This is a genomic window from Arthrobacter sp. P1_A5, assembly GCF_056406825.1.
Genome location: NZ_JBFTZL010000047.1, coordinates 1 through 22510 on the forward strand (window position 1 = coordinate 1; position 22510 = coordinate 22510).

Consider the following 22510-nt stretch of genomic DNA (forward strand, 5'->3'; position numbering starts at 1 on the left):
CTCGGCGGCCGACCTCAAGGGCAAGACGCTCGCGTCGCCGCAGCTCGGCGGCACCCAGGACGTGGCCCTCCGCGCCTGGCTCGGCAAGCAGGGGTTCAAGACCTCCACGGACGGCAGCGGCGACGTCTCGATCAACCCGACCGAGAACGCCCAGACCCTCAAGCTGTTCCAGGACGGCAAGCTCGACGGCGCCTGGCTGCCGGAGCCCTGGGCCTCCCGCCTGGTGCTCCAGGCCGGCGCAAAGGTCCTGGTCGACGAGAAGGACCTGTGGGAGAAGGGCGAGTTCGTCACCACCGTCCTGATCGTGAACAAGACGTTCGCGGCCGAGCACCCTGCCACGGTGCAGGCGCTGCTGAAGGGCCATGTCGAATCCGTGGACTGGCTCAACGCGGCGCCCGCCGCGGAGAAAGCCACCGTCCTCAACGACGGACTCAAGGCAGCCGCCGGCAAGGCGTTGCCGGCCGACGTCATCGACCGGTCCCTGAAGAACATCGTMTTCACCACCGACCCGCTCGCAGGGACGTACAGGAAACTGCTCCAGGACGGCGTCGACGCCGGCACCACCAAGCAGGCCGACATCAACGGCATCTTCGACCTCACGGCGCTCAACAGCGTTCTGAGCGAGAGTGCGGCCGGCAAGAAGATCTCCGCCGAGGGGCTCGGCAAGGACTAGCGCCCGGGCCCCCAGACATCCGCCACAACAGTAAGGACCAGACCATGCCAGTCGTACTGGAACACCTGGGCAAGCGCTTCGGCGCCGGCGCCCCGGTGCTGGACGACGTCAACGCCACCATCGGGCAGGGCGAGTTCGTCGCCCTGCTCGGTGCCTCCGGCTGCGGCAAGTCCACCCTGCTCAACATCATGGCGGGACTGGAGGCCCCGACGTCGGGCGCCCTGGAAGTGCCCAGCGACGGCGCCGCCTTCATGTTCCAGGACGCGGCACTGTTTCCCTGGCTGACCGCGCGGGAGAACATCGAGCTGGCCCTAAAGCTGCGCGGCGTCGGGAAATCCGACCGCCGGGTCCGGGCGGGGGAGCTGCTGGACCTGGTGCACCTGGGCGGTGCGGGGGACAAACGGCCCCACGAACTCTCCGGCGGGATGCGCCAGCGCGTCTCCCTGGCCCGGTCGCTGGCCCAGGACCGCCAACTGCTGCTCATGGACGAGCCGTTCGCGGCCCTGGACGCGATTACGCGGGACCTGCTCCATGACGAGCTGGAACGGATCTGGAAGGAAACCGGCCGGACCATCGTCTTTGTCACCCACAACGTCCGCGAGGCCGTCCGGCTTGGCCAGCGAGTCCTGCTGCTCTCCTCCCGGCCCGGCCGCGTGGTGCGGGAATGGCACGTCAGCGAAGAGCACCGCACCGACGCCGGGCTGGCCGGCCAGCTCACCGGCGAAATCACCACCCGGCTACGCGAGGAGATCCGCCGCCATGCCAAGTAACCAGCTTCCCGTGGCGGAAGCACCGGCCGAGGCCCGCAAGGTCCACGCCGCCCTGACCCGTTCCTCCACCGGCAAGGAAGATCTCCGCGAGCTCGAAGCGGGCCTCGACTCCCTGCAGTCTGACTCCATCCGCAAGGTCCGCATCGACTGGAGCCGGATCCTGCTGCCGGTGGCCGCGCTCGCGGTGCTGATCATCCTCTGGCAGTTGTACGTCTCCCTCGGCTTCAAGCGGCGCGACGTCGTGCCCGGCCCCCTGGATGTCATCGGCCAGGTCGGAATCCTGTGGGGCGAGGGCAAGCTTCAAGAGGCCGTCTGGACCTCGCTGCAGCGCGGCGTCGTGGGCTTCCTGATCAGCGTGGTGATCGCGACGCCGGTGGGTCTGGTGCTGGCCCAGGTGGCACCGCTGCGGCGCGCTTTCGGGCCGCTGATCTCCGGGCTGCAGGTCCTGCCGTCGGTGGCCTGGGTGCCGGCCGCTATTCTCTGGTTTGGGATCACGGATGCCACCGTGTATTTCGTGGTGTTCATGGGTGCGATTCCCTCGATCATCAACGGCCTGATCTCCGGTGTGGACCAGATTCCGCCGCAGTACCGCAGCGTCGGGAAGGTCCTGGGTGCGTCCCGTCTCCAGCTGGCCCTGCAGATCATCCTGCCGGCGGCCCTGCCCGGGTACCTCGGCGGCCTCAAGCAGGGCTGGGCGTTCTCCTGGCGCTCGCTCATGGCGGCGGAAATCATCGCCGTCGGCGGCACCATCGGCTTCGGTCTGGGCTCCATGCTGGACCAGGGCCGCGTCCTGTCCGACATGACCATCGTCATGTCCGCCATCCTGCTGATCCTCGCCGTCGGAATCCTGATCGAGCTGCTCGTGTTCGCGCCGGTTGAAAAGCGGCTGCTCCGCCGCCGCGGCCTCCTGGCCGGCAGCACCCGCTAGGCCAGCCCCCAGCCCCTCCAAAGCAACGCGCGGTTACTTACGGCCCATATTTCCATTGGTTTATGGGCCGTAAGTAACCCCGCGTTCCTTTTTCGATGGCTCCTTGCCCGGGTACAGGCACGGGCCTACACTCACGCCTAGAGGCCGGATTGCGGCCCCTTCCACGGCTGATGCAAGCCCGATTCCTAGGAGGTCGCTGTGGCAGCAAAATTTGGCGTGCTGGCCCTGGTCGAAGCCAAAGCGGGGAAGGAACAGGACGTCTGGGACTTCCTGAACGGAGGGCGCGAAATCGTGCTCAACGAGCCCGGAACGCGCACCTGGTATGCCTTCCGGGTCAACGAGAACACCTTCGGTATCTTCGACACCTTCGATACCGAGGAGGACCGTCAGGCCCACCTCAGCGGCGCCATCCCCGCCGCCCTCGGCGAACACGGTCCGGCCCTGCTCGCCAAGGATCCCGACATCAAGCTGATCGAACTCATCGCCGTGAAATAGGGGTGCCCCCGGCCGCCGCAGATCAGGAGCGGCGATTGCCATTATGTGACGCGGCGTTACCTTGCGTGAACTGGTGTTGCCGCACCGTTGTTCCGCTATGTGACGCCGCCCTATCGTCGATGCATGGCAATTCAGGACATTTACCCCACGGCGCTGCGCCTCCTCGGCCGTCCCGTGCTGGTGGTCGGCGCCGGACCGGTGGCCGCCCGGCGCACCAAGGGGCTGCTCGACGCCGGAGCCCGCGTCACCGTCGTGGCCCCGGCCGCCTGCCCGGCGCTCGCCGAACTTGCCGGCGCCGGCCTCCTGAACTGGGAGCCCCGCCCGTACCGTGCGTCCGACGTCGACGGCGTGTGGTTCGTCCAGACCGCCACCGGCGACGCCGCCGTGGACGCCCAGGTCTCCGCCGACGCCGAGGCGCAGCGCATCTGGTGCGTCAACGCCTCCGACCACGAAGCCTCCGCCGCCTGGACGCCCGCCGTYGCCGTGGTGGACGACGTCAAGATCGCCGTCAACGCCGGCGGAGACCCGCGCCGCGCCATGGCCCTGCGCGACGCCGTCGCCACGGCCCTGGCCACCGGAGACCTGCCGCTGCGCCGGCACCGGGTTCCCGGCACGTGGGCAACTCCCGGATCCGTGGCCCTCGTGGGCGGCGGTCCCGGCGACACCGGACTCATCACCGTCCGCGGCCGCCGGCTCCTTGGCCAGGCCGACGTCGTGGTGGCGGACCGGCTCGGCCCGCGTGAACTCCTGGCCGAACTGGCCCCCGACGTCCGCGTGGTGGAGGTCGGCAAGACCCCCGGCCACCACCCGGTGCCGCAGTCCGAAATCAACCGGATCCTGGTCGAGGAAGCCCTGCAGGGCCACCGCGTGGTCCGGCTCAAGGGCGGCGACCCCTACGTGCTGGGCCGCGGCGGCGAGGAAGCCGAATTCTGCCGGCAGCACGGCGTCGAGGTCGAAGTGGTTTCCGGCGTCACGTCGGCGATTTCCGTGCCCGCCGCCGCCGGCATCCCGGTCACGCACCGCGGGCTGGCCAAAGGCTTCAGTGTGGTCACCGGCCATGAGGAACTCTCGGAAGTGCCGGCCCGTGCCGACCACACTGTGATCCTGCTCATGGGTGTGGGCCAGCTGCGCGATTCCGCAGCCTCCCTGGGCCGCGCCGGTTTGCCTCTTCAGACGCCTGTTGGCATCGTAGAGAATGGATACCTGCCAAACCAGCGGGTGACCATCGGAACCCTCGGGACCATCGCGGACCAGGCGGAGGCCGCAGGCGTAGCGAATCCCGCCGTGATCGTGATCGGCGACGTGGTCCGCGTCAGCCCGTTCGCGCCGTCGCACTTCAAGACCGCGGACTACAGCACCACCTCCCCGAACGCTCCCCGCACCACCAAGACCCGCGTACTGACCCCCTAACACCCGTCGATTGCTCCACAACTGCCGTTATCAAGCCCCAAAAGGGCGTTTGTGGAGCAACGGATGCAGAAGAAAAAAGGAACACAGCCGTGTCAACTAGCACCCCCGTAGGAACCGCCGCCCGCCCGCTGCGCGTCGCCGTCGTCGGCTCCGGTCCCGCCGGCGTCTACGCCGCGGACATCCTGACCAAAAGCGAGGCCGTCAAGAGCGGCGAGCTCACCGTCAGCATCGACCTCTTCGACCGCTACCCGGCACCCTACGGTCTGATCCGCTACGGCGTGGCCCCCGACCACCCCCGCATCAAGGGCATCGTCAACGCCCTGCACAAGGTCCTGGACCGCGGTGACATCCGGTTCTTCGGCAACGTGGACTACGGCACGGACTTGTCCATCGATGACCTCCGCACCCACTACGACGCCGTCATCTTCGCCACCGGCGCCATCAAGGATGCGGACCTCAACATCCCCGGCATCGAGCTCGAGGGCTCCTACGGCGGCGCCGACTTCGTGTCCTGGTACGACGGGCACCCCGACGTGTCCCGCGAATGGCCGCTGGAGGCCAAGGAAATCGCCGTGATCGGCAACGGCAACGTGGCCCTCGACGTGGCCCGCATGCTCTCCAAGCACGCCGACGACCTCCTGGTCTCCGAAATCCCGGACAACGTCTACGCCGGGCTGAAGTCCTCGCCGGTCACGGACGTGCACGTGTTCGGCCGGCGCGGACCCGCCCAGGTCAAGTTCACGCCCCTGGAACTGCGCGAACTCTCCCACTCCAAGGACGTGGACATCATCCTCTACGCCGAGGACTTCGAGTTCGACGCCGAATCGGACCGGCAGATCCAGAGCAACAACCAGACCAAGACCATGGTGGGCACGCTCACCAACTGGATCGCCGAACAGCCCGAGGACCTCTCCGAGCTCACCGCGTCCCGCCGGCTGCACCTGCACTTCCTGCACAGCCCCGTCGAGATCTACGCAGAAACCACAGACGGCGCCGACGCGCCCGGCCGCGTCGCCGGGATCAAGTTCGAGCGCACCGAACTGGACGGCACCGGCAACGCCCGCGGCACGGGCGAGTTTGTCGAGTACCCGGTCCAGGCCGTGTACCGCGCCATCGGCTATTTCGGCTCCGCCCTCCCCGAGGTCGAGTTCGACCACAGCAAGGGAGTCGTCCCGAACGACGGCGGCCGGGTCCTGGACGCCGCCGGCACCCACGTGCCGGGGATCTACGCGACAGGCTGGATCAAGCGCGGCCCGGTGGGACTGATCGGCCACACCAAGGGTGACGCCCTCGAAACCGTGACCTACCTGCTTGAGGACCGCGAAAACCTGCCGCTGGCCGCGGCGCCCGCCCCCGAGGCGATCGTCGAGCTCCTGGCGGGCCGCGGCGTCGCGTACACGAGCTGGGAAGGCTGGCTGGCCCTGGACGAGCACGAGCGCGCCCTCGGTGAAAAGGCCACCGCTGCCGGCGGGTCGCACGGCGTCGCCGTCCAGCGCGAGCGCATCAAGGTGGTGCCCCGCGAGGACATGGTGGAGATCTCCCGCGGCGCCGCCGTCGAGGTCTAGCCTCGACGCAGAGCAACGACGCAGAGCAACGACGCAGAGCAACACAGAGCAAGGCGGCGCCGCTTCGCGCCCATTCGAGACAAGAAGAGGGTCGCGAAGTGGCCCCGCGTCGTTTTCATGGCCTCCAAGGGCGTGGAAACCCGGGTGGTAGTCAGTAGGCTTACCGTCATGGATGAACACTCGCCCGGGGCCGGCCAATGAGGCTCCGCCACAGCAACGCGTCCGGCCGCGGATACCGCAGGGTCCCCGCAGGGACTGGGTTCAGTTACAAGGACCTGGACGGTTCCACCCTGCCGCCGGGCCCCGTGCGGGAACGGCTCGAGGGCATCGGGATCCCGCCGGCCTGGACCGACGTCTGGATTGCCCCGTACGACAACGGGCATATCCAGGCCACGGGCGTCGACGCGGTGGGCCGCCGGCAGTACATCTACCATCCGAGCTGGCGGGAACGGAAGGACCGGCTGAAGTTCGACCGTTCGCTCCAGCTGGCTGAGACCCTGCCGGCCGCACGCCGCCTGGTGACCATGGACCTGCGCTCCGAAGGGCTGACGCGGGAACGGGTGCTGGCGGCCGCCTTTCGGATGCTCGACAGCGGATCATTGCGCGTCGGCTCGGAGCGCTACACCAACGAAAACGGCAGCCACGGCCTCGCCACCCTGCTCTGCGCCCACGTCAAGGTGCGCAAGGATGAACTCCGGCTCAGCTTCCCGGCCAAGAGCGGCAAGACCTGGGAGTCGCGGATTGACGACGCCGACCTCGCCGCCGTCGTGCGCCAGCTCAAGCGCCGCGGCGGCAACGCCCGCCTGCTGGCCTACAAGGACGGCCGCAGCTGGCATCCGGTGTCGAGCGCGGACATCAACGAGTACGTCAAGGAGCGCACGGGGGAGGACTTCACCGCAAAGGATTTCCGCACCCTGCGGGGGACGGCGGCGGCAGCGGTCAGCCTGGCGCAGAGCGGCCCCCAGGCGAAGGTCTCTGCCCGGAAGAGCGCGGTGAGCCAGGCCATGCAGGACGCGGCCGCGGTCCTGGGCAACACACCGTCGATCGCCCGGAAAAGCTACGTGGATCCCCGGCTGCTGGACCACTTCGCGGCCGGGGAAACTATCGACCCGAGGCGGCTGGATTCCGCCGAGTCCGAGATCCGCGCCCTGCTGTACCAGGAAGGCGACGTGGTGCCGCTGCGGAAGGCCGCCGGCTAGGGCGCGGCCCGGCGGCACCTCAGAACTCGGCGTTAATGAACCCGATGACAATCGCCGTCCACCAGCACAGCTGCGAGATCACCAGGCACAGCAGCAGATGGACCCGTTGGCCGGCGGTCAGGTCCCTGAACGAGGCGTCGGGCGTCAGCCTGGCCAGCCGCCTCATGAGCGGAATGAGCATTATCCCGTTCAGGCTGAGCACAAGGACGGCGGCGAGCTTGAGGTCCGTCATCGGGTTGCTCAGGTGCGGGTTCAGGAACGCGCCCGTGGCCAGCATGCCGGCCAGACCGCCCCAGATCAGCGGTGTCGCCGCGCCGTCGAGCCTGATGGTTTCGGCCAGGTCGCGTCTGCCGATCAGCCACAGGAAGCCGTGCCAGTCCATCAGGACGACGGCGCCAAAGGCCACGACCATCGACAGCACGTGCAGCACGACGGCGATATGGTGGACATAGGTGTCGACATGGACCGCGGTGGACAACGTGACCGAGAGCAGCCAGGCCGCGGCGGCCGCGGCGGACAGGCCGGCCACAAGCCGCCGCGTGGACCGCTCAGATTCACGGTGCCGTCGGAGGGTGCGCCTGCTCACCGGAACGTAGCTCATGCCATACCTCTGCGAGACCTGCCGCGGTGGCCCTCCCAGCCCGGCCCGGGGTAGCTCCACGATAGTCCCGCGGGCGGATGCCAACAAGGAAATCCCCATCCGGGGCGGCGGCTACATCCGGCCGAAGCGCGCCCGGACCAGCGCGAACACGCCGTAGGCAATGAAGCCCGCCCCGATCGCCAGGAGCAGGTATGGGCCGAAGGGGTGGTCCCGGAGCGCCTTGAGGCTGCCGTCCAGGCCGGTGGAGGAACCGGGATTGTTGGTCGCCGCGGCCACGACGAAGAGCAGCCCGGTCAGGATCAGCGCCAGCCCTTTCGAGACGTGCCCGGTGACGCCAAGGGCGCTGATGACCCTGCCGCGGCGGGTCCCCTCGAAGTGCTGCAGTTCCTCCTTGAACTTCTTCCCGAAGCCCTTGACGATGAAATACACGCCGATTCCCATGATGGTGAGCCCGAGGCCGACAAGGGCCGGAACCCCCAGCGGTGACTGGATCAGGGCCGTGCTGAAATCCCGGGTCGAGTCGCCCGAATCGCCGCGCTGGCCGAGCCCGAAGCCCGCGAAGCTCAGCCCGACGCTCCCGTACGCTATGGCGAGGAAACCGGAGGAAATGAGTTTGCCCAGCTGCTCCCGGCGCGGCAGGTGGCGGCCCCGGAGCGTCGCCTCGCTCAGCTGCCAGAGCGCGAGGCCCGCGCAGGCGATGCAGGCCGCCCACATCACCGCCGGACCCCAGGGGTTGGCGGCGAGTTGTTCGATGGCGCCGGTGGGTTCGGCCTGGCCCGGCGCGCCCAGGACCAGGGCGACGGCGATGGCCCCGATCACGATATGAAGCAGTGCCATCACCGCGAATCCGGAACGTGCGACGACGTCGAGCGCGGTGCTGTTCGACGCCGCCTCCGCGGTGTCGACGGCGTCGCCGAGGGTGGCTTCGATCCCGGACTCTTCTTCTGCCATGGTGATGCGGGTATTCCTCGTCTGGTCCGGTGGAAYGGTGTTGTGCCGGTGTTGCGCCGGTGTGCCGTGTCGTGCCTGCGGCGGTGTGCCTATGCCGCCGATTCTACGCGCGGCGAAGTGGCAGCCGCGTGGACTACCGCGTTTTTGGTAAGTGTGCTTACCATAGCCGAGTCATGGCCCCGCTCGTGGACATGCCGCGGACCGGCAGCCTTGCTGCCCCCGCGATTCGGATTCGAAGACAGATGATAGGAAGCTCAACATGGCAGGTAATCTTGTTGCCCGATCCATTCACGACCTGACGGCAGCCGCCTGGTTCGGCGGTTCCCTGATGGGCGCCATTGGGCTCAACGGTGCTACGGCTGTTGCCAAGGACCCTGCGGAACGTACCCGCCTCTCAAGCCTGGGCTGGAAGAAGTGGGCGCCGTACCAGACGGCGGCGTTTGGGGCGCATTTTCTTTCGGGCCTCGCCATCATGTGGGAGAACAAGGGCCGGATGGCCAAGCAGGACGGCGTCACGCGCCTGAGCGTCTACAAGTCCGTCGTCACCCTCGCCGGAGCCGCTGTGACCCTGTACGCGGGCCTGCAGGGAGCCAAGGTGGACAAGCTGGCCGCCGAGGGCGCCAAGGGTGCCACCGAGCCGAAGCCGGGTGCCTCCGAGGAACTCCGTTCCGCGCAGCAGCAGCTGAAGATACTGCAGTGGACCATCCCCGTATTCGCCGGCTGGGTGGTCGTGCTCGGCGCCAAGCACGGCGAGATGCAGCGGCCCAAAAACGTCCTGAAGGGCCTCGTCCGCTAGCCCTGGCACAGCCGGTATGCGCCACTGTTGAGGGCCGGAACATCGCGTTCCGGCCCTCAACAGTGGCAGTCGCACTCTCGCCGGAACAGCACTCTCACGCCGGAACGGGGGGAGCCGAGACTGCGGCCCGGCCCTTCGATTGCCGGGCCCGCAGGATGATCTTGAAGATTTCACCGAGGAACAGCAGCACCACGCCCGGCACCAGGCAGAGAAGCCACTGCTGGCCGGTAAGCGGCAGCGTGCCGAACAGGTCCTGCATCACCTTCATCTGGGTGATCAGCATCGACCCGAGGACGGCCCACGCGAACGCCCAGAGCAGCTTCGGGTTGGACACCGTGGCGGGCCCGAAGGCGCTCTCGGTCGGGTAACGCAGATTGAGCGCCACGAAGATGTTCATCAGCCCCAGCCCCACCACGGCCATGGTCTGGCCGACCTCCAGTGAACCGTAGGTGGTCTTGCCGATCTGCACGAGGACCAGCGTCGCGGCCGCCATGAAAAGCCCGACGACGAACAGGCGGACCATCATCGACCGGACGAGGATCGGCTGGTTGAAGGGCCGCGGTTTGCGGTCCATGATGCCCGGCGTCGCGAGATCCAGGCCCATCACGGCCCCAATCGGGGCGACGATCGCCATGTGGATCCACAGCACCTGGGCGGGGCTGAGCAGGGCCGTGCCGGCTATGGCGAAGGCCGAGGATCCGATGAACGCCAGAATGAACATGAACAGGTTGGCAACCTGGATCCGGATGAACTTCTGCAGGTTGTCGTACACGAGCCGGCCCTCTTCGACCGCCGCGACGATGGTGGCAAAGTTGTCGTCGGCCAGGATCATCTTGGCCGCACCCTTGGCGACGTCGGTGCCGGTGATGCCCATCGCGATCCCGATGTCGGCGGCCGCGATGGCCGGCGCGTCGTTCACGCCGTCGCCGGTCATGGCCACGATGTTGCCCTTGCGCTTGAGCACCTCGACCAGCCGTACCTTGTGTTCGGGGGCGACACGGGCGATCACGCCGATCCCGTCCACCTGGCTGTCGGCCTCCGCGTCGCTCATCGCCGCGAACTCGGCCCCGGTCACCGCGCGGCCCCTGATGCCCAGTTCGTCGGCGATCGCCGCAGCGGTGACGGCGTGGTCGCCGGTGATCATCCGGACCCGGATGCCGGCGTGCTTTGCCTTGGCGATGGCGGCCACCGCCTCGGCGCGCGGCGGGTCAACCTCGCCGATCAGCGCCGAAATCTCCAGATCCTGCATCAGCGCCATCAGGTCGCCCGAAGGCTGGAACGTCGCCGGGTCGAACTCGCGCTGCGCCAGGGCGAGCACCCGCCTGCCCTGGCTGGCGATGCGATCGTTCTCGGCAAGCACCTTGCCCCGCATTTCGTCGGTGAGGCGCTCGGCGTGGCCGCCCGGCATCCGGCCGAACGAGGACCTGCTCAGGAGGACGTCGGGTGCCCCCTTCACGTAGGCCCGGATCACGGGCCTGCCATCGTCCCCCGGCATCCGGTGGAATGTGGCCATGAACTTGTAGTCGGAATCGAACGGTACCGACGCCACGCGCGGGTTGTTCCGGCGGAATTCCCTGACGTCCACGCCGCCTTTCTGCGCGAGCACGTAGAGCGCCGCCTCGGTGGGGTCCCCGACCACCTCGCCGTCGTTGATATCGGAGTCGTTGCACAACGCGCAGGAGAACATCACGTAGTCCAGGTCCCGTTCGGCGTCCCCGGTGGTCCGTTGGATCTGGCCGTCGAAACTGTAGCCCTCACCGCTGACGGTGTAGTGGTGCTGCACTGTGGTGATCTCGCGGACCGTCATCTGGTTCAGGGTCAGGGTGCCGGTCTTGTCCGAGTTGATGGCCGAGGTGGAGCCCAGGGTCTCGACCGCAGGGAGGACCTTCATGATGGCGTTCTTCTTGGCCATATTGACCGACCCGACCGACAGGATGGTGGTGACGACGGCGGGCAGCGCATCCGGGATGGAGCCGACTGCCAGCGCCACACCGATTCCGAAGAGCACCGCGAAGGACTCGCCGGAGGCCAGGCCCATCACGACGATGGCGATAAACGCGAAGAGGGCCGCGACAATGATGAAGATGGTGAGCCGGTCGACCTGCTTGGTGAGCGGGGTCTTCTCCACTTTCTGCCCGGACAGCATGTGGGCGATGTGGCCGACCTCCGAGCCCATGCCGGTGGTGGTGACGAGGATTTCGCCGTGGCCCCGCGTCACGTTCGTGTTCATGAATGCCATGTTCAGGCGGTCGCCGATGCCGACGTCGTGCCGGCCGATGGTCTCGGTGTCCTTCTCGACGGCGACGCTCTCCCCGGTCAGGGCGCCCTCCTCGATCTGGAGGGTTGCCGCCAGGATGATCCGGCCGTCGGCGGGGACGCGGTCACCGGCATCGACCACCACGATGTCGCCGGGGACGATCTGTTCGGCGGGGAGCTCCACAACGTCACCGTCGCGGCGCACCTTGGCCATAGCCTTCATCATCTCCCCCAGGGAGGCAGCGGCTTCTTCGGCCTTGCCCTCCTGGTGGTACCCCAGCCACGCGTTGAACAGCGTCAGCAGGGCAAGCCCAATAGCGGTTCCGTATTCCGCGATCAGCAAGCTGACCAGGGCGGCGACCACAAGGACGATCTGCATGTAGTCCTGATAGTGCTTGAAGAACCGTTTCCATACCGGCTCCTGCTTAGCGGCGGCCAGGGCGTTCGGGCCGTACTCCYGCAGCCGCTGCTGCGCCTCTCCCGTGCTTAACCCGCCAACTGGATCCACCTTCAGCTCGGCCGCCACTTCAGCCGGTGCCAGCGCGTACCAGCTCGCGTCAGCCTCCGCCGGGGCCACCCCAGCTACTGCTCCGGGATCGTCGCTCATGACTTCCTCCTCATCGCCGGGGCGCTGCTTAGAACGGGGTGGGGATGTGCCGCACGGACAGTGCCGGCTCGGTGTAATCGCCGGCCTTCTGGCGCTTGGGGAGCTCGACGTCGAGCCCCGGGTACGGCTCGTAGGGCACCTGGCTGAGAATATGGCTGATGACGTTGAGCCGGCCGCGCTTCTTGATGTCATTGTGCGCGATGTACCACGGCGCCCAGGCGGTGTCGGTCGCCTCGAACATGGCGTCCCGGGCCCGGGAGTAGTCGTACCACCGTTTGTAGGACTTCAGGTCCATCGGAGAGAGTTTCCAGGTCTTGCGCGGATCATCCATGCGGCTCTCGAGCCGCCTGGTCTGCTCGTCCGCACTGACCTCGAGCCAGTACTTGAGCAGGATGATCCCGGAGTCGACCATCGCCTTCTCCACCATCGGGGTCATGTCGAGGAACCTCTGGGTCTGTTCCGGGGTGCAGAAACCCATCACCCGTTCGACGCCCGCACGGTTGTACCAGCTGCGATCGAAGATGACCACCTCGCCCGCCGCCGGGAAGTGCGACATGTAGCGCTGGAGGTACATCTGCGACTTCTCCCGCTCGGTCGGTGTGGGGAGCGCGACCACGCGGAATACCCGGGGGCTCACCCGCTCGACGATGCGTTTGATCGTGCCGCCCTTGCCGGCCGTGTCGCGGCCTTCGAAGACGATGCAGATKTTGGCTCCGGTGGCCTTCACCCACTCCTGCATGGCGACCAGTTCACCCTGCAGGACCTCCATCTCCGCTTCGTACTTCTTACGCGGCATCTTCTTCCCGGCGCGCTCGTCCTCTGTGTCGGAGCCCTTGGACTTTTTCTTCTTCTTGCCCACCATCGACCTCCTCGCGACGTACTTGCTGAGGTAAACCACAACACTGCGACACCGGCGAGACTGTCATCCAACGAGACCGGCACCCCGGCCCGGGACTGGGGCGCAGCTGCACTTGTCGCGGGCACCCTCGTGCGGCGTCCTGCCATTCTTAGTGTTGACCGCGGCTGGAGTCCGGTCTACGGCACTAAGACCCTAATGGGCGCCGGTGGAACCGGGTGTCTCTCGGCCGAGCCGGCCCCCGCTGCTGGGCGCAGGGGCCGGCGGTCCGGACTCGGCGCTGACGCCGATGATGACGGAAACCCGCCTGGCCGCGAGGCCGGTGCGCGGGTGGCGGCCGCCACTGAGACAGAGCATCTTCCGCGCACCTTGGGAAAGTCTTGGGTTACTCCTGGAGCCATTCCGCGCAGGAATTCAGGTTCCGGGTGACGCTTTCGACGGCGGCCGCCTCGTCGCGGGCGGCAATCGCGGCCACGAGTTCGTCGTGGCCCTCGTGCGGCAGGCCGTTGAAGCCTCCCCGACGCTGCTGGCGGAGCAGGTCGTTGTGGAATACGCTGCCGAAACTGACATACAGCTCATGCAGCAGCGGGTTGGCGGACGCCTCGGCCACGCGCGCATGGAAGTCCCAGTCTGCCCGGGCCCACGCGGCGTAGTCCTCGGCGAGCCAGGCGGCACGGCGGGCGGTGAGCAAACCGCGCAGGGCGGTGAGGTCGCCGGCCGTCGCATGCCGTGCAGCGAGCCGGGCCGCCTGGGTGTCCAGCCCGACCCGGACCTCGAGGATGTGCTCCTGGGAGTGGTCCTCATACATGCGCTGCGTGGCGCCTGCGATCTCGCTCGTGGCGCGGACATACGTGCCGTCCCCGCGGCGGACCTCGAGCATTCCGCTGTGGGCCAGCGCTTTGATGGCCTCACGCAGGGTGCCACGGGAGACCCCAAAGGCGGCCATCAGCTCAGGTTCGGCCGGAATGCGCTGCTGCAGCGGCCACTCGCCCGAGTGGATCAGGGCCCGCAGCTTGGCAGTGATTTCCTCCGCCAGCGGTGGCCGGTGCGAAGCTGTGAGTGTCATGGCCGGGTTCCTTCCGAGGGGTGCGGGGCGGTGGCCCGCAGCTTTTTGGCTGGCAGTTCCTTGGCCCGCAGCTCCTTCGGGCCGGCCGAGAGCAGGTGGCCAACCGCGATCTGGCCGAGGGCCACGGCCAGCAGCAGGGCCAACGGCAGCGTCCAGGAATTGGTGGCGCTGTGCAACAGGCCCATGCCGAACGGGCCGAGCGTCGCCAACAGATACCCGGCGGACTGGGCCACGGTGGACAGCGCGGTGGTCTCGGCCGTGCTGCGGCCGCTGCGGCTGATCATCACCATGACCAGCGGGAAGATGCCGAGGCCGAAGCCCACCAGCACAGCGGTCAGGGGAGACCAGGCAGGGGGGAGGACCAGCATGGCCAGGATGCCCAGGGCCATGGTCACGGTGGCAAGGTAGAACGCCGTCCGCAGCATCCGGGGGCGTGAACCGATGGCCACCAGCACCATGCCGGCGGGGACGGAGACGAGCTGCATGAGTCCGAACATGAGCCCGCTGTCGGAGGCGGTGAGGCCCATGGTGGCCAGCATGTAGGGGAACCAGCTGAGCACGGCATAGGCCAGGAGCGCCTGCACCGTGAAGCCGAGGGTGATCAGGGCGCCCGTGCGGGTCCGCAGCAGGGGCCATGGCGAGACCCGGGCAGCCTTGGTCGCGGACGCGTTGCGGTGGGCGTGCACCGCGATCGGGAGGAAGCCGAGGCACGCCCCCAGGGCCAGGAATCCGATCGCGCCGACGCCCGCCGACGGCGAGCCCAGGGCCTGGGCCACCGGAACGATCAGCACGGCGGTGGCGGTGGCGCCTGTGGTCATGGTCAGCGTGTAGACGGCGGTCATGAGGGACGTGCGGTCCGCGAAGTGCACGCGGATGAAAGAGGGCATGGCCACGTTGCAGATGGCCAGCCCGGACATCCCCGCCACGGTGCCGGCCAGCAGCATCCCGGTGGACGGGACGCCGCGGAGCAGCAGCCCGGCGGCCAGCATCACGAGGGAGAGCAGGATGGCTTTTTCCAGCCCCAGCTGCCGGGTGAGCCAGGACGTGGCAGCGCCGGCCACCGCGAAGCACAGCGTGGGGATCGAGGGGAGCAGCGCTGCGATCAGCGGGCCGTAGCCCAGGACAGCCTGCAGGTCGTGGAAAAGCGCGGCGGCGCCGGTGATGCCGGCGCGCAGGTTGAGCCCGATGAGCACGAGCGCCACGACGCCGGCGACGATCACGCCCCGCGGGCGGACCGCGCCGGGTGGAGCTGTCTGGGAAAGTGCGGAAACCGCCGTGCTGCTAGTCATAGCTAAAGGTTAGACGTTTGATGTTTGTGACTCAGCCTTTAGTGGCGAATATCTCTGCATGTGACCCCGCGTTGCTTGAGTTGCGGCTGGTGTGTGGCGCTGGTCGGTGCGGCGGTGGTCGGTTGCGGGGCTGCGGGTCAGCGCGGGTGCCGGGCGCTGAGCCGCTGCACTGCCAGCGCGAGCCAGAGCTGCACCCGGTCCGCTGTCTGCGCGGGGTCATATCCGGTGAGTTCGGTGATCTGCGCCAGCCGGTAGCGGACAGTATTGCGGTGTAGCGTCAGTTCCTCGGCGACGGCCGCCACCGAACCGTTGTTGCCGAGGTAGCTTTCCAGCGTGGCCATGAGTTCGGCGCCGTGCGCCGCGTCGAAGGCCCGCAGCGGGTTCAGTGATTCGCTGGCCATGTCCGCCAGCGGAACGTCCTCGCTGGCCAGCAGCAGCGAGGTCAGGCTCAGCCGCTCGGGCTCGTTGACCGGCAGCCCGTGGCTGGCCGCGTCGCGGGCCTCGAAATAGCTCCAGCGCAGGCCGTTGGGCTTGGTGTACGCCCCGCCTATGCCGATCGTGGCATGGATCCCGGCCTCGGCGAGGTGGTCGCTGAGGCTGCGGGCAAGGGCGCTCGCGCCGCTGCCGTCGTCGGCCACCACCACCACGAGGTCCTTCCCGACGACGGAGCCGACCGCCGCAGCCAGCGGCTGGGGCAGCGACGAGCTTCCCAGCTGTTTCTGGTGGGCGGCCGATTCGGCGAGCAGGACCACGTTCTTGCGGGTGCTGTTGATGCCGACGCCGGCCAGGCGCCGGGTGGCTTCGGACGCCTCCAGCGTCCCGTGGATAACGTCGTCGAGGACCTGGCCCGCCAGCGCCCGCTGCGCCTGCCGTTGCTTGACCATGTTGTTGAGCTCAACGCTGATCAGGTTTTGGGCGTAGCCCACGATGCCCGTGTCCTCGAACGGCTGCTTCACCCACAGGGTGCAGGCGTCGCGCCGTCCCGTGGGGATGGGATAGGACGCCCAGCCCTCGGCCTTGGGCGCCGGGTGGCCGGCAACGCTGTTGTACAGCTGGGCGGTGAACTGGGTCAGGACGATCTCGGTGCGCAGCATCGACCCCAGGTGTTTCAGGAGCTCGGCGAGGCCGCCGCCGGTCAGCAGGGCGCGGGCCAGGATCTGGTGCCCGGCGATGAGCCGCTCAAGCTTGACCAGGTGGTCCGCGGACTGGGCGTCGGCCACGAGCTTTCCGATCGCGATGAACGGTGTCTCGTAGGGCACTTCCACCACCGGCAGCCCCCACCGGTTGGCTTCGGCGATCAGGGCCGGCGGAACGGCGTCGTGCGTCAGGCCCACCCCGAACCCGATGCCCACCGCGCCCGCCCGCTGGACCTGACGCACGAACCGGCGCTGCTCCGCGGCACTCTTGAGCCGCATCCCGGTCGTCAGGATCAGTTCGCCGCCATTGAGGAACCGCTGCGGATCCTCCTGTTCGGTGACGGCCACCCAAAGAATGTCCTGGTGCCAGGTGGTTTCGGCGAGTCCGGCCTTGGTGAGATGCAGGGACGGAACTCCCAGTAGGGCTGCGAGTGAAATGGCCATGGATTCAGGATAGCCGGGTGCTGGTCAAGCGCACTAAAGTTCTGCGGGGATGGTGTGCAGGTGCCTATTCCCTGCCTTGGCCTGCTGGCATAGGCTCGTGACCAGTCACACATCCGTCATTGGCAGTAGAAAGAGGTTGTACACCGTGGTTCAAACCTTGCAGAACTTCATCAACGGCGAGTTCGTCACCCCCGCCGGCACAGGATTGCTGCCCATCGTGAACCCCGCCAACGGCGACGTGGTGGCGCAGGCGCCGATCTCGGTACAGGCCGACGTCGACGCCGCCATGACGGCAGCCAAGAACGCGTTCAAGACCTGGAAGCACACCACGCCCGGGCAGCGGCAGCTCATGCTGCTCAAGCTCGCGGATGCCGTCGAGGCCAACAGTGACGAGCTCGTGGAGGCCCAGCACCGCAACACCGGCCAGGTCCGCTCCCTGATCGCCTCCGAGGAAGTGGCCGCGGGCGCCGACCAGCTGCGCTTCTTCGCAGGCGCCGCCCGCATCATGGAAGGCAAGTCCGCCGGCGAGTACTTCGAAGGCCACACCTCCTACGTGCGGCGCGAGCCGATCGGCGTCGTTGCGCAGGTGGCCCCCTGGAACTACCCGTTCCTCATGGCCATCTGGAAGATCGGACCCGCCCTGGCCGCCGGCAACACCGTGGTCCTCAAGCCCTCGGACACCACCCCCGAATCCACCCTGGTGCTGGCCCGGCTCGCCGGTGAGATCTTCCCGGCCGGCGTCCTGAACGTTGTCCTGGGCACCGGCGAAACCGGCGCCATGATGGTCGAGCACAAGGTCCCCGGCCTGGTCTCCATCACCGGTTCCGTCCGCGCCGGCATCGCTGTCGCCTCTGGTGCCGCCAAGGGACTCAAGCGCGCCCACCTGGAACTCGGCGGGAAGGCCCCGGCCATTGTGTTCGCCGACGCCGACATCAAGAAGAGCGCCGCGGCGATCGCCGAGTTCGCCTTCTTCAACGCCGGCCAGGACTGCACGGCCATTACGCGCGTCCTCGTCCAGGATTCGGTGCACGACGACGTCGTTGCCGCCATGGTGGAGCACACCAAGACCCTGCACACCGGCTCGCAGAACGAMGAAGACAACTACTTCGGCCCGCTGAACAACGTCAACCACTTCAACGCGGTCACCTCCGTCGTCGAGCACCTGCCGGCGAACTGCAAGATCGAGACCGGCGGCCACCGTGCGGGCGAGAAGGGCTTCTTCTTCGAACCCACCATCGTCACCGGCGCCAAGCAGACCGATGACATCGTCCAGAAGGAAACGTTCGGCCCGGTCATCACGGTGCAGAAGTTCAGCACCGAGGACGAGGCCGTGGAACTGGCCAACGACGTCGAGTACGCCCTGGCCTCGAGCGTCTGGACGACGAACCACGGAACMGCCATGCGCCTGAGCCGCGACCTCGATTTCGGCGCAGTCTGGATCAACACCCACATTCTCCTCACCGCCGAAATGCCGCACGGTGGCTTCAAGCAGTCCGGCTACGGCAAGGACCTGTCCATGTACGGCGTGGAGGACTACACCCGCATCAAGCACGTCATGTCTGCGTTGGACGCATAACGCAGGCGCATAACGCAGGCGCATAACGCAGACGCATAAACGCGGATCCGCATAACTCAACCTGACGCATAACTCGCGCGCCTCAACCGCACGCTTAGGAAGGCCTTCCCATGACCACCACCGCACATGACATCACCTACCGGCTCGAGCAGAAGCGCCGCGTCCAGGCCGACTTCCCGGGCCCCAAGTCCGTTGCCTTGACCGAGCGCCGCAAGGCGGTCGTCGCGGCCGGCGTCGCGTCCAGCGTCCCGGTCTTCGTGGCCGACGCCGACGGCGGCATCATCCACGACGTCGACGGCAACTCCTTCATTGACCTCGGCTCCGGCATCGCCGTGACGAGCGTCGGCGCCTCGGACCCCGCCGTCGTCGGCGCCGTGAAGGAAGCCGTGGAGCACTTCACCCACACCTGCTTCATGGTCACGCCGTACGAGGGCTATGTCGCCGTTGCCGAGCAGCTGAACCGCCTCACCCCGGGCGACCACGAAAAGCGCACGGTGCTGTTCAACTCCGGCGCGGAGGCCGTCGAAAACGCCGTCAAGGTGGCCCGCCTGGCCACCGGCCGGGACGCCGTCGTCGCATTCGACCACGCCTACCACGGCCGCACCAACCTGACCATGGCGCTGACCGCCAAGGCCATGCCGTACAAGACCAACTTCGGCCCGTTCGCGCCCGAGGTCTACCGCATGCCGATGAGCTACCCGTTCCGCGAGGAAAACCCGGAGATCACCGGTGCCGAGGCCGCCAAGCGCGCCATCACCATGATCGAGAAGCAGATCGGCGGCGAGCAGGTTGCCGCGATCATCATCGAACCCATCCAGGGCGAAGGCGGCTTCATTGTCCCCGCCGACGGGTTCCTGCCCGCGCTGGCGGACTGGGCCAAGGCCAAGGGCATCGTGTTCATCGCCGATGAGGTCCAGTCCGGCTTCTGCCGCACCGGTGAATGGTTCGCCGTGAACCACGAAGGTGTTGTCCCGGACATCATCACCATGGCCAAGGGCATCGCCGGCGGCATGCCGCTCTCCGCCATCACGGGCCGCGCCGATCTCCTCGACGCCGTCCACCCGGGCGGCCTCGGCGGCACCTACGGCGGCAACCCGGTGGCGTGCGCAGCAGCGCTGGCGTCGATCGGCTCGATGGAGCAGTACGACCTCAACGGCCGCGCCAAGCACATTGAAGAGATCGCCCTCGGCAAGCTGCGCGAACTCGCCGCCGAGCTTGCTGACAGTTCAGTGATCGGTGACGTCCGCGGCCGCGGCGCCATGCTGGCCATTGAACTCGTCCAGGCCGGTTCCAAGGAGCCGAACCCGGAGCTGACCAAGGCCGTCGCTGCAGCCTGCCTCAAGGAGGGTGTCATCATCCTCACCTGCGGCACCTACGGCAACGTCATCCGGCTGCTGCCCCCGCTGGTGATCAGCGACGAGCTGCTGCTGGACGGCCTCGGAGTCCTGGCCGCGGCCATCAAGGCCAACGCCTAGCCCAAGGCCCAGTGAGCTGCCGGGAAGGCGATCCTTTCCCGGCGAGCCGGCGCTACCCGAAAACGGGCGACACAGCGGAGGAGCCGCGGACACCTTGTCCGTGGCTCCTCCGCTGTTTCCGGCTTGGCTTTGTTCGGCCCTGCATCCGGTCCTGCGTCCGGTCCTACTTCCAGGCGGTCGCGTCCAGCTGGATCGCCACCACGTACAAGTGCTGGCCCTGCTCGATCTTCTCCACCTCAGTGACCCGCACCTTCGTCTCCGGAATCGTGCCCATCGGACGGCCGACGCCGATCCCGTAGCTCAGCACGCCTTCGAAGTCCCCGGCCGGCGCGTAGCTGGTGAGCGCCTGGTATCCGATTGCCGGCGGCGGCGCACTGGTCACGGTGCTGGCCGTGCCGTCCGCGGTGTGCGACTGGGCCCCGCGGAAGGTCACCTCGAGGAGGGTTCCCGTGCCGGGCATCGGGATGGGCAGGCCGCTGCCGTCGTCGACGAGTTCGGGGACCGTTTCGACGTCGTAGCTGGGGAAGCCACCGGTGAAGCGGAAGCTCAACTGGTCGTACGGCGGCGCGTCGGAGGGGTGCTGGCCCGCGCCGATGGCGGACAGCGTCGGCAGCGGTGCCGCCGGCGGGGGCGCGATCGGCACAGGGTTCTTGTGGTCCGTGTGGAACGGGGTGGTTGGCCCCGGCACGGACCAGTCGTGGGTGACCGTGGAGGAGATCACCTTGTCGCCTGGTTGCGGCGGCGCCGTTTCGTCGGCATCCCCGGTTGCCGACGGCGACGGGCTGGCGGTCGGGCCGACGGAGGCGGTCGGGGACTGCGACGGCGGCTGGCTGCCGGCGGAGGGCTGCGGGGCCGGCGTGCAGGCGGTCAGGACCAGCAGGAGCGTCAGGGTTCCCACTCCCGCGGTCCGCGTCCGCGTCCGTCCGTTGCGAATGGCGTCCATGGTGCGCTCCCCTCGACCATTCCAGCGTAGGTCCGGAAGATTGTGCTGGTCAGGGTAATAAGTCACCACCTTTTGACGTKCCGCTGGACTAGAGTCGTTCCTATCCACTGCAGGAACGCAGACCGGCCGACGTCGCCCGGAACCCCCGGGGCGCAGCTGGCATCTGCCCCAGACCCAAAGGGGTTCATACATGCGATACGTAGTCGGCTATACACCCACCGAACGTGGTGCGGACGCCGTTGCCTTGGCCTCAGCCATGGCCCGCGCGCAGGGAGCGCATCTCGACCTGGTCTATGTGGTGGATCGGCACACGCCCTATGTGGCGATGAATCCGGAAGGAAACCAGGTCAGCGCCGCGGAGCAGCAGATCCGCTCAGCGGAACGCCAGGGAATGGAACTGGTCCCCGAGGGGCTGGAGGCGCACTTCCATGTCCGCCAGGCAGAATCGTTCGCGGCCGGCCTCATCGAGGCCGCACTCGAGTTCAGGGCCGGCTTGATCGTGGTGGGTGCCGCCAGCAGCGGCCTGTTCAAGCGCCATACCGTGGGCAACGTGGCCAACGCCCTGCTGCACGCTGCCCCGGTACCGGTGGCACTGGCGCCGCGCGGCTACCGCCAGACCGAAGCCATCACGCGTCTGACCCTCGCGGTGGGCCAGCGCGTCGGAGCGGAGGCGGCGATCGACGTCGCGATCGAATCCGCCGAGCGCCGTGGCGTGCCGCTTCGGCTGGTTTCCCTCGTGGAACTGGACGTCGAGGGGGACGGCGGGGAGAACGTCAACGCCGCCCACATCCACGCCAACACCGTCCTCGCTGCCGCCGCGCACCGTCTGCCGGAGGGCCACCATGTCAGCGTGGAGGTCGCGCACGGCCGCACGATCGAGGAAGCGATCGATGACCTGGAATGGGACGACGGCGAGGTCATGATCGTCGGGTCCTCCCGCCTGGCGGAGAAGCACAAACTGTTCATTGGCAGCACGGCTTTCAAGGTGCTGCGGGCGCTTCCGGTTCCGATGGTGGTGGTCCCGCGCGACTACCAGCGGGTGGATGCCTTCCCGGAGGTCTGAGGCGCCGGGGCCAGGACCGCCCAGTACGCGGGAATGCTGCCGGGCGGTCCACCGGCCTCCATCGGCACCGTCTTCAGGACGGTGGGTCCCTCCGCGATGAGGGTCCAGCGGTCCGGGGGAAACACGCGGGAGCGTTGCCCGGCACCGAAGTGGCCCGGTTTCGGCAACGAGGCAATGGCCTGGCGGAGCGGTCCCGGGATCCGCCTGCCGGTGGCGCCGAGTTCCCGCAGGTAGCTCAGGGCGCTGCCCGGCACGTTCGTTTCGACGAGGTAGATCCTGCCCCGGGTGCCCAGGAGCGCTTCGATGGAGCCTGCGAGGCGTGCCTGCCGACGCCGGCTGAGGACATGGAGCACGCCGCGGACAAAGACGTTGGCGTCGCCGAGTTCGCCCGCCAGCGCAGCCGCCGCGGCC

Annotated in this window: 20 protein-coding genes and 1 pseudogene; 11 read left to right on the forward strand and 10 right to left on the reverse strand. The window is 67.9% G+C overall.

Translation table 11 applies throughout. The features are described 5' to 3' along the window. The 7 genes from AC1D1S_RS09380 to AC1D1S_RS09410 form a co-directional block, all read left to right on the forward strand. On the forward strand, positions 1 to 673 hold a 673-nt coding region (locus tag AC1D1S_RS09380), incomplete at its 5' end, for an ABC transporter substrate-binding protein (RefSeq protein WP_476994289.1). Positions 674 to 717: 44 nt separating this feature from the next. Continuing rightward, complete coding sequence (locus tag AC1D1S_RS09385) at positions 718 to 1443, forward strand: ABC transporter ATP-binding protein (RefSeq protein ID WP_243181973.1); 726 nt, start codon at positions 718 to 720, stop codon at positions 1441 to 1443. Then, positions 1433 to 2371 carry an ABC transporter permease gene (locus tag AC1D1S_RS09390; protein ID WP_243181974.1) on the forward strand — a complete coding sequence of 313 codons (939 nt, stop codon included), beginning with the start codon at positions 1433 to 1435 and terminating at the stop codon, positions 2369 to 2371. Before AC1D1S_RS09385 ends, AC1D1S_RS09390 begins: the two co-directional genes overlap by 11 nt. 198 nt (positions 2372 to 2569) lie before the next feature. Then, the gene (locus AC1D1S_RS09395) at positions 2570 to 2866 is read left to right on the forward strand and encodes a putative quinol monooxygenase (protein WP_223913715.1); all 297 of its coding nucleotides are present in this window, start codon (positions 2570 to 2572) and stop codon (positions 2864 to 2866) included. Positions 2867 to 2989: 123 nt separating this feature from the next. After that, positions 2990 to 4276, forward strand: coding sequence for a uroporphyrinogen-III C-methyltransferase (gene cobA, locus AC1D1S_RS09400; protein WP_476994290.1), 1287 nt, complete (start codon positions 2990 to 2992; stop codon positions 4274 to 4276). 89 nt (positions 4277 to 4365) lie between these two features. Then, complete coding sequence (locus AC1D1S_RS09405; protein WP_476994291.1) at positions 4366 to 5841, forward strand: FAD-dependent oxidoreductase; 1476 nt, start codon at positions 4366 to 4368, stop codon at positions 5839 to 5841. A gap of 197 nt (positions 5842 to 6038) precedes the next feature. Further along, entirely contained in the window at positions 6039 to 7040 is a 1002-nt protein-coding gene (locus AC1D1S_RS09410) for a DNA topoisomerase IB (protein WP_243181977.1), read from the forward strand. Between the two features lie 19 nt (positions 7041 to 7059). Here AC1D1S_RS09410 and AC1D1S_RS09415 read toward each other — a convergent pair whose 3' ends face one another. Together AC1D1S_RS09415 and AC1D1S_RS09420 are read right to left on the reverse strand one after the other, a co-directional pair. After that, positions 7060 to 7641, reverse strand: a complete 582-nt coding sequence (locus tag AC1D1S_RS09415) for a hypothetical protein (protein ID WP_243181978.1) — start codon at positions 7639 to 7641, stop codon at positions 7060 to 7062. 111 nt (positions 7642 to 7752) lie between these two features. After that, positions 7753 to 8592: a DUF1206 domain-containing protein gene (locus AC1D1S_RS09420; RefSeq protein ID WP_476994292.1), complete on the reverse strand. Its 840-nt coding sequence runs from the start codon at positions 8590 to 8592 to the stop codon at positions 7753 to 7755. A gap of 259 nt (positions 8593 to 8851) precedes the next feature. On the opposite strand from AC1D1S_RS09420, the gene AC1D1S_RS09425 reads away from it, so the two are divergent. Next, positions 8852 to 9388: a hypothetical protein gene (locus tag AC1D1S_RS09425; RefSeq protein ID WP_028276681.1), complete on the forward strand. Its 537-nt coding sequence runs from the start codon at positions 8852 to 8854 to the stop codon at positions 9386 to 9388. A 94-nt stretch (positions 9389 to 9482) separates the two neighbouring features. On the opposite strand, the gene AC1D1S_RS09430 is transcribed toward AC1D1S_RS09425, so the two are convergent. The 6 genes from AC1D1S_RS09430 to AC1D1S_RS09455 form a co-directional block, all read right to left on the reverse strand. Continuing rightward, positions 9483 to 12251, reverse strand: coding sequence for a cation-translocating P-type ATPase (locus AC1D1S_RS09430; protein ID WP_476994293.1), 2769 nt, complete (start codon positions 12249 to 12251; stop codon positions 9483 to 9485). A 28-nt stretch (positions 12252 to 12279) separates the two neighbouring features. Further along, a complete protein-coding gene (ppk2, locus tag AC1D1S_RS09435; protein ID WP_476994294.1) occupies positions 12280 to 13149 on the reverse strand; it encodes a polyphosphate kinase 2 in 870 nt (289 codons plus the stop codon). 153 nt (positions 13150 to 13302) lie between these two features. After that, positions 13303 to 13464 carry a hypothetical protein gene (locus AC1D1S_RS09440; protein WP_476994295.1) on the reverse strand — a complete coding sequence of 54 codons (162 nt, stop codon included), beginning with the start codon at positions 13462 to 13464 and terminating at the stop codon, positions 13303 to 13305. 28 nt (positions 13465 to 13492) lie between these two features. Further along, a complete protein-coding gene (locus AC1D1S_RS09445; protein ID WP_476994296.1) occupies positions 13493 to 14173 on the reverse strand; it encodes a FadR/GntR family transcriptional regulator in 681 nt (226 codons plus the stop codon). Further along, positions 14170 to 15462, reverse strand: coding sequence for an MFS transporter (locus tag AC1D1S_RS09450; RefSeq protein WP_476994297.1), 1293 nt, complete (start codon positions 15460 to 15462; stop codon positions 14170 to 14172). Before AC1D1S_RS09450 ends, AC1D1S_RS09445 begins: the two co-directional genes overlap by 4 nt. Before the next feature lie 137 nt (positions 15463 to 15599). Further along, the gene (locus tag AC1D1S_RS09455; RefSeq protein WP_028276686.1) at positions 15600 to 17042 is read right to left on the reverse strand and encodes a PucR family transcriptional regulator; all 1443 of its coding nucleotides are present in this window, start codon (positions 17040 to 17042) and stop codon (positions 15600 to 15602) included. A gap of 145 nt (positions 17043 to 17187) precedes the next feature. Between AC1D1S_RS09455 and AC1D1S_RS09460 the strand changes: the two genes are divergently transcribed. Beyond that, positions 17188 to 18618 (forward strand): gamma-aminobutyraldehyde dehydrogenase, encoded by a 1431-nt coding sequence (locus tag AC1D1S_RS09460; RefSeq protein WP_476994298.1) that lies wholly within the window; start codon positions 17188 to 17190, stop codon positions 18616 to 18618. A gap of 110 nt (positions 18619 to 18728) precedes the next feature. Next, entirely contained in the window at positions 18729 to 20093 is a 1365-nt protein-coding gene (gene gabT / locus AC1D1S_RS09465; RefSeq protein ID WP_476943919.1) for a 4-aminobutyrate--2-oxoglutarate transaminase, read from the forward strand. 163 nt (positions 20094 to 20256) lie between these two features. Here the strand turns inward: gabT and AC1D1S_RS09470 are convergent, their stop codons facing one another. Next, positions 20257 to 21036: an AMIN-like domain-containing (lipo)protein gene (locus AC1D1S_RS09470; RefSeq protein ID WP_476943918.1), complete on the reverse strand. Its 780-nt coding sequence runs from the start codon at positions 21034 to 21036 to the stop codon at positions 20257 to 20259. A 190-nt stretch (positions 21037 to 21226) separates the two neighbouring features. Between AC1D1S_RS09470 and AC1D1S_RS09475 the strand changes: the two genes are divergently transcribed. Beyond that, positions 21227 to 22099 (forward strand): universal stress protein, encoded by an 873-nt coding sequence (locus AC1D1S_RS09475; RefSeq protein ID WP_243181984.1) that lies wholly within the window; start codon positions 21227 to 21229, stop codon positions 22097 to 22099. Here the strand turns inward: AC1D1S_RS09475 and AC1D1S_RS09480 are convergent. Then, positions 22066 to 22510: pseudogene (locus AC1D1S_RS09480) on the reverse strand (class I SAM-dependent methyltransferase); the annotation flags it as partial. The gene AC1D1S_RS09475 and the pseudogene AC1D1S_RS09480 sit on opposite strands and share 34 nt — an antisense overlap.

Coding starts and splice junctions, on each gene's coding strand:
- AC1D1S_RS09425 (WP_028276681.1), top strand. CDS start 8,852: ATGGCAGGTAATCTTGTTGCCCGATCCATTCACGACCTGACGGCAGCC.
- AC1D1S_RS09385 (WP_243181973.1), top strand. CDS start 718: ATGCCAGTCGTACTGGAACACCTGGGCAAGCGCTTCGGCGCCGGCGCC.
- AC1D1S_RS09450 (WP_476994297.1), bottom strand. CDS start 15,462: ATGACTAGCAGCACGGCGGTTTCCGCACTTTCCCAGACAGCTCCACCC.
- AC1D1S_RS09415 (WP_243181978.1), bottom strand. CDS start 7,641: ATGAGCTACGTTCCGGTGAGCAGGCGCACCCTCCGACGGCACCGTGAA.
- AC1D1S_RS09470 (WP_476943918.1), bottom strand. CDS start 21,036: ATGGACGCCATTCGCAACGGACGGACGCGGACGCGGACCGCGGGAGTG.
- AC1D1S_RS09420 (WP_476994292.1), bottom strand. CDS start 8,592: ATGGCAGAAGAAGAGTCCGGGATCGAAGCCACCCTCGGCGACGCCGTC.
- gabT (WP_476943919.1), top strand. CDS start 18,729: ATGACCACCACCGCACATGACATCACCTACCGGCTCGAGCAGAAGCGC.
- AC1D1S_RS09445 (WP_476994296.1), bottom strand. CDS start 14,173: ATGACACTCACAGCTTCGCACCGGCCACCGCTGGCGGAGGAAATCACT.
- AC1D1S_RS09390 (WP_243181974.1), top strand. CDS start 1,433: ATGCCAAGTAACCAGCTTCCCGTGGCGGAAGCACCGGCCGAGGCCCGC.
- AC1D1S_RS09455 (WP_028276686.1), bottom strand. CDS start 17,042: ATGGCCATTTCACTCGCAGCCCTACTGGGAGTTCCGTCCCTGCATCTC.
- AC1D1S_RS09475 (WP_243181984.1), top strand. CDS start 21,227: ATGCGATACGTAGTCGGCTATACACCCACCGAACGTGGTGCGGACGCC.
- AC1D1S_RS09440 (WP_476994295.1), bottom strand. CDS start 13,464: ATGCTCTGTCTCAGTGGCGGCCGCCACCCGCGCACCGGCCTCGCGGCC.
- AC1D1S_RS09410 (WP_243181977.1), top strand. CDS start 6,039: ATGAGGCTCCGCCACAGCAACGCGTCCGGCCGCGGATACCGCAGGGTC.